The organism is Kitasatospora sp. NPDC024654 (genome assembly GCF_055559155.1).
Window position 1 is genome coordinate 1 of record NZ_JBVHLF010000180.1, and the last position, 5,613, is coordinate 5,613.

6 protein-coding genes are annotated in these 5,613 nt (G+C 74.3%); 3 read left to right on the plus strand and 3 right to left on the minus strand.

Features of this window, described 5'->3' with window-relative positions; genetic code table 11:
• Positions 1-102: 102 nt before the first annotated feature.
• The 3 genes from ACZ38L_RS38180 to ACZ38L_RS38190 are packed head-to-tail and all read right to left on the minus strand — an operon-like array spanning position 103 to position 2,267.
• On the minus strand, positions 103-750 hold the full coding sequence (locus tag ACZ38L_RS38180; RefSeq protein ID WP_465702514.1) for a suppressor of fused domain protein: 648 nt from the start codon (positions 748-750) through the stop codon (positions 103-105).
• Positions 751-771: 21 nt separating this feature from the next.
• Positions 772-1,695 carry a DMT family transporter gene (locus ACZ38L_RS38185; protein WP_465702516.1) on the minus strand — a complete coding sequence of 308 codons (924 nt, stop codon included), beginning with the start codon at positions 1,693-1,695 and terminating at the stop codon, positions 772-774.
• A 26-nt stretch (positions 1,696-1,721) separates the two neighbouring features.
• On the minus strand, positions 1,722-2,267 hold the full coding sequence (locus tag ACZ38L_RS38190; protein WP_465702519.1) for a hypothetical protein: 546 nt from the start codon (positions 2,265-2,267) through the stop codon (positions 1,722-1,724).
• 103 nt (positions 2,268-2,370) lie between these two features.
• Here ACZ38L_RS38190 and ACZ38L_RS38195 point away from each other — a divergent pair, with 103 nt between their 5' ends.
• From ACZ38L_RS38195 to ACZ38L_RS38205, 3 genes are read left to right on the plus strand one after another with little or no spacing between them, the layout of a single operon-like run.
• A complete protein-coding gene (locus tag ACZ38L_RS38195) occupies positions 2,371-3,657 on the plus strand; it encodes a magnesium transporter MgtE N-terminal domain-containing protein (protein ID WP_465702522.1) in 1,287 nt (428 codons plus the stop codon).
• Positions 3,647-4,276, plus strand: coding sequence for a DUF1003 domain-containing protein (locus ACZ38L_RS38200; protein WP_465702524.1), 630 nt, complete (start codon positions 3,647-3,649; stop codon positions 4,274-4,276). The genes ACZ38L_RS38195 and ACZ38L_RS38200 overlap by 11 nt, the downstream gene beginning before the upstream one ends.
• A gap of 57 nt (positions 4,277-4,333) precedes the next feature.
• Positions 4,334-5,494: an Mrp/NBP35 family ATP-binding protein gene (locus tag ACZ38L_RS38205; RefSeq protein ID WP_396557818.1), complete on the plus strand. Its 1,161-nt coding sequence runs from the start codon at positions 4,334-4,336 to the stop codon at positions 5,492-5,494.
• The last annotated feature ends 119 nt before the right edge of the window (positions 5,495-5,613 follow it).

Here is a 5,613-nt window from a genome sequence, read left to right on the forward strand (position 1 = left end):
TCCAACTCCACCTCCTCGACCTCCTCGGCATCGAAGTCACACAAACCCGCTGGCCACAAACCTAAATCGGTGATCTGCGAAGTACGTGGCTAGGGTCCGCGCTCAGCCGAGCGGCACGCCGCGACGCTCCGGATCGCGCAGGTCGGTGCCGTGCCCCAGCCAGCGCTCCTGGAGCTCGGCCGCGCCGTGCACCCGCTTGTGGGCCGCCTCGTTCGGCGTCATCGGCAGCAGCGGCAGGAAGCGCACCGGATCGGCCGGCTCCGGCAGGTCGAGGTCCTCGACCAGACCGCCCCCCTCGGCCACCAGCACCGAGCTGAACGGCGCGCCCGGCCAGAGCGGCCCGCCCAGGTCCAGCGAGGCGCCCGGTGCCACCACCAGGCCCTCCACCTGCGGGGTCGCCGCCAGGATGGCCAGCGAACGGAGCACCTCGTCACGTCCGCCGCGGACGGTGAGCAGCAGCTCGGCCCGCGGCCCGCGCACCGGGTCGGCGAGGGCCGCCGTCGGGTCGGCCATCGGCGCGGCGGCCATGCCCAGCGTGGCGTAGCGGACCAGGCCCTCGGCGTCCGGGCCGAACCGCAGCACCTCGATCCGCTCGGCGCCCAGGAAGGTCACCGCGGCCCGTCCGCTCGGCTCCCCGAGCGCGGTGATCAGCCGCGCCTCGACCGCGGTCGACACCTCGGCGCGGGACGGGCCCCGCGGGCCGTGCGGGGGCTGGCTGGGGTCGCCGAAGAGCGGGAGGTCGTGGGCCATGCGCCGAGCGTACCCGGCAGGTCAGCGGCGCCCCGCGCGGAGTACCAGGACCAGGCCGAGCAGGATCAGCGCCACGGCCGGACAGGCGGCGGCCGGCGGCCACTGGCCCAGCCAGAGCGCCGCGATCAGCGCGGCCCCGGGCGTCTCCAGCAGGATCGCGGTGGAGGTGACGGACGGGCCCAGGGTGCGCACCACCCGGTTGCTGAGCGAGTGCCCGAGCAGCTGGGCGACCACCATCAGCAGTGCGATCCGGCCCCAGACCCCGGCCGACCAGCCGCCCAGCGGGGTGCCGGTGGCCAGGCAGAGCGCCAGCAGCCCGACGGCCGTGGTGGTGTAGCAGACCAGCGTGTAGGCGGTGGTGCTGACGCTCCGACGGACCTCGGCGCCGAGCAGCAGGTAGCCGGCCATGGCCAGCCCGGCGGCCAGCGCGAGCCCGTCGCCCAGCAGCGCCCGGCCGGAGACCGTGAGGTCGACGCCGGTGAGCAGCAGGACGCCGGCGAAGGCCGCGGCCATGCCGAGCCGGACCAGCCGCGGCGGGCGGACGCCGCGCACCCGCGTGATCAGGATGGTCCACAGCGGGGTGGTGGTGACCAGCGCGGTGGACGAGGCCACCGAGGTCATCCGCAGGCTCGGCGTCCAGAGCGCGAAGTGCACCGCCAGCAGCGCCCCGGCCGCCACCGCGAGCAGCACCGCCCGCCCGCCGAGTCCGCGCAGCTCGGCCCGGTGCCGCAGCAACGCGTACGGGCCCAGCACCCCGGCCGACATGACGTTGCGCCAGCAGGCGATGGCCAGCGCGGGTGCGGCGGTGGCGCTGATCAGCGGCGCCGAGAAGGAGATGCCGGCGATCGAGACGGCCAGCAGCACGAGGTCCGGCCGGGGCAGCGGCGGCGCGGCGGCCGCGGGTGGGGAAACGCTCGGGGCGGTGTCGGGCCGAACGACGGGCACGGCTCTCCTCGGGAACGGTCGAAGGGTCAGCCCTTGCGGCGCAGTCGCCCGAACACCAGCTTCGGCAGGTGGGCCGGGATCGGCTGCCGGGTGGTGGCCGGGCTGGGCATCGGCGCGGCGGCGTGCGAGGCGTCCGGCATCGCGCCCGGCCGCTCGCTCAGCGCGCCGACCGGCTCCAGCCGCAGCACCCGGCACTCACGGGCCCAGCGCTCCGTGATGGTGTCGGTGTCGGGGGCGTTCAGCCGCTTGCCCTTGAGCTCCTCGACCGCGCCCTGCCAGGCCTCGCTCCGCGGTTCGAGCGCCACCACCCGGGCCGGCCAGGCCACCAGCCGTCCCCACTTGTCCTTGCTGCGGACGGTCACCTCGGCGCCGGCGCCCGCGGTCAGCCCGTGCAGCGGCTGCTCACCGCCGTCCCCGACCACCACCACCGCGCCGTCGTACCAGGCGTGCCAGAGCGGACGGCTCTCGGCCGCGCCCTGCGCGCGCACCCAGAGCAGCCCGGACTTCTTGGTGGCCTCCTCCAGCAGCGCCCGGTCGAGGAAGTCGTCAGCAGTTGCGGTCGTACCGTCCATGCCGCACAGCGTACGGGCTGCCGCGGGGCCCGGGGACGGCCCGGCGAGCCCGGGGTTGCGCTCTTCGATAACCTTTGCCCCACCGACGAGCGGAAGGAAGTCCATGGCAGGGCCAGCAAGCCGGGTCTTCATCTCCCATCTCGCCGGAATCGCGGTCTTCGACCCCAACGGGGACCAGGTCGGCCGGGTCCGCGACGTGGTCGTGTCGCTGCGGATCGGCGGGCGTCCACCACGGGTGCTCGGGCTGGTGGTGGAGGTGGTCGGGCGCCGCCGGATCTTCCTCCCGATGACCCGGGTGACCAGCCTGGAGTCCGGTCAGGTGCTGACCACCGGCGTGATCAACATGCGCCGCTTCGAGCAGCGGCCGACCGAGACCCTGGTGCTGGCCGAGCTGCTGGACCGCCGGGTGACCGAGACCGCCGCCGGCGCCGAGGTGACCGTGCTGGACGTCGCCATGGTGCAGACCCGGGTCCGCGAGTGGGAGATCAGCAAGGTCTTCGTGCAGCGTGGCCGGGCCAGCCGGCTCAGGAAGAACCGGGGCGAGGCGGTCACCCTCGACTGGTCCGCGGTGACCGGCTTCTCGCTCGCCGAGGAGGGCCAGGGCGCGGCCAACCTGCTGGCCACCTTCGAGCAGCTGCGCCCGGCCGACCTGGCCAACGTGATGCACCACCTCTCCGCCAAGCGCCGGGCCGAGGTGGCCGCCGCGCTGGACGACGAGCGGCTCGCCGACGTCCTGGAGGAGCTGCCCGAGGACGACCAGGTCGAGATCATCGGCAAGCTGCACGACGAGCGGGCCGCCGACGTGCTGGAGGCGATGGACCCGGACGACGCCGCCGACCTGCTCTCCGAGCTGCCCGGTGAGGAGGCCGAGCGGCTGCTCCAGCTGATGGAGCCCGACGAGGCGGCCCCGGTCCGCCGGCTGCTCTCCTACCAGGAGGACACCGCGGGCGGTCTGATGACCACCGAGCCGATCGTGCTGGAGCCGGACGCCACGGTGGCCGAGGCGCTGGCCCGGGTCCGGGTCCGCGACCACAAGCCCGCGCTGGCCGCGCAGATCTACGTCTGCCGCCCGCCGAACGAGACCCCGACCGGCAAGTACCTGGGTACCGTCCACTTCCAGCGGCTGCTGCGCGAGCCGCCGTACACCCAGCTCGGCGCGATGCTCGACGACGACCTGGACCCGCTGCCGGCGGACGCCCCGCTCTCGTCGATCACCAGCTACCTGGCGACCTACAACCTGGTCGCCGCGCCGGTGGTGGACGAGGCGGACCACCTGCTGGGCGCCGTCACCGTGGACGACGTCCTGGACCACCTGCTGCCCGACGACTGGCGCGAGTCCGCGCTGCACGGTGGCGAGGCACACGACAGCGAGGTGACCGATGGACGCTGACCGCAAGCGGCGCGACTCCCGCGAGGACGCCCCGCGCCAGCGGATCCGGGGCGAGCTGCGCCAGTCCCGCCAGCCGCGGGCCCGCGAGGGCGGCCGGACCCAGCGCGTGGAAACCGTGCACGGCACCGCCGCCCGCTCCCGGCTGGACCAGCCGCGCACCGGGCGGCCGGGCCTGATCCAGCTGCCGGCCTACGACCCGGAGGCCTTCGGCAAGCTCTCCGAGCGGATCGCCCGCTTCCTGGGGACCGGACGGTTCATCGTCTGGATGACCGTCGTGATCATCGTCTGGGTGATCTGGAACACCATGCTGCCCAACAGCTGGCGGTTCGACAACTACCCGTTCATCTTCCTCACCCTGGTGCTCTCGCTGCAGGCCTCCTACGCCGCCCCGCTGATCCTGCTCGCGCAGAACCGGCAGGACGACCGGGACCGGGTCAACATGGAGCAGGACCGGGCCCGCAGCGAGCGGAACATCGCCGACACCGAGTACCTGACCCGCGAGGTCGCGGCGCTGCGGCAGGGCCTGGGCGAGGTGGCGACCCGCGACTTCATCCGCTCCGAGCTGCAGAGCCTGCTCAAGGATATCGACGAGCGCCGGGAGTCGGTCGAGGTGCTGTGATCACCGGCACGCTACCGGCCAGTCAGCCGGCCGTGCGGCGCGCCGTACCATCAAGGCATGGCCAATGAGACAGAGGTCGCGACCGGCGTGACGGAGGAGTCCGTCCGCAAGGCGCTGTCGACCGTGCAGGACCCGGAGATCAACCGCCCGATCACCGATCTCGGCATGGTGAAATCGGTGGAGATCGCCGCCGACGGCGCGGTGCGGGTCGCCGTCTACCTGACCGTCTCCGGCTGTCCGATGCGTGAGACGATCACCAACCGGGTGAGCGAGGCGGTCGGCCGGGTCGCCGGCGTCACCGGCGTCGAGGTCGAGCTCGACGTGATGAGCGACGAGCAGCGCCGGGAGCTCTCCCAGCAGCTGCGCGGCGGCGCCCCCGAGCGTGAGATCCCGTTCGCCAAGCCGGGCACGCTGACCCGGGTGTACGCGGTCGCCTCCGGCAAGGGCGGGGTCGGCAAGTCCTCGGTCACCGTCAACCTGGCCGCCGCGCTGGCCGCCGACGGCCTGAAGGTCGCCGTGGTGGACGCCGACATCTACGGCCACAGCGTGCCCCGGATGCTGGGCGTCGAGGGCCGCCCGACCCAGGTGCAGGACATGATCATGCCGCCGCAGGCGAACGGCGTGAAGGTCATCTCGATCGGCATGTTCACCCCGGGCAACGCCCCGGTGGTCTGGCGCGGCCCGATGCTGCACCGCGCGCTCCAGCAGTTCCTGGCCGACGTGTACTGGGGCGACCTGGACGTGCTGCTGCTCGACCTGCCGCCGGGCACCGGCGACATCGCGATCTCGGTCGCCCAGCTGGTGCCGAACGCCGAGATCCTGATCGTCACCACGCCGCAGATGGCGGCCGCCGAGGTGGCCGAGCGCGCGGGCACCATCGCGCTGCAGACCCACCAGAAGATCGTCGGGGTGATCGAGAACATGGCGGGCATGCCCTGCCCGCACTGCGACGAGATCGTCGACGTCTTCGGCACCGGCGGCGGCCAGACCGTGGCCGACGCGCTGACCCGGGCGACCGGGGCGACCGTACCGGTGCTCGGCAGCATCCCGATCGACGTCCGGCTGCGCGAGGGCGGCGACGACGGCCGCCCGGTGGTGCTGGCCGCCCCCGACTCCCCCGCCGGTACCGCGCTGCGCGCGGTGGCGGGCAAGCTGGGCGGCCGTCAGCGCGGCCTCGCCGGCATGTCGCTCGGCCTGACCCCGAAGAACAAGTTCTGACCCGGGGAGCGGGCCCTGACCGGGCGCGGGGGGGGGGGGGGGGGGGGGGGGGGGGGGGGGGGGGGGGGGGGGGGGGGGGGGGGGGGGGGGGGGGGGGGGGGGGGGGGGGGGGGGGGGGG

What these genes read in the sequence shown, in the direction of transcription:
- ACZ38L_RS38180 (WP_465702514.1), bottom strand. Translation starts at nt 750, where the DNA reads ATGGCCCACGACCTCCCGCTCTTCGGCGACCCCAGCCAGCCCCCGCAC.
- ACZ38L_RS38190 (WP_465702519.1), bottom strand. Translation starts at nt 2,267, where the DNA reads ATGGACGGTACGACCGCAACTGCTGACGACTTCCTCGACCGGGCGCTG.
- ACZ38L_RS38195 (WP_465702522.1), top strand. Translation starts at nt 2,371, where the DNA reads ATGGCAGGGCCAGCAAGCCGGGTCTTCATCTCCCATCTCGCCGGAATC.
- ACZ38L_RS38200 (WP_465702524.1), top strand. Translation starts at nt 3,647, where the DNA reads ATGGACGCTGACCGCAAGCGGCGCGACTCCCGCGAGGACGCCCCGCGC.
- ACZ38L_RS38205 (WP_396557818.1), top strand. Translation starts at nt 4,334, where the DNA reads ATGGCCAATGAGACAGAGGTCGCGACCGGCGTGACGGAGGAGTCCGTC.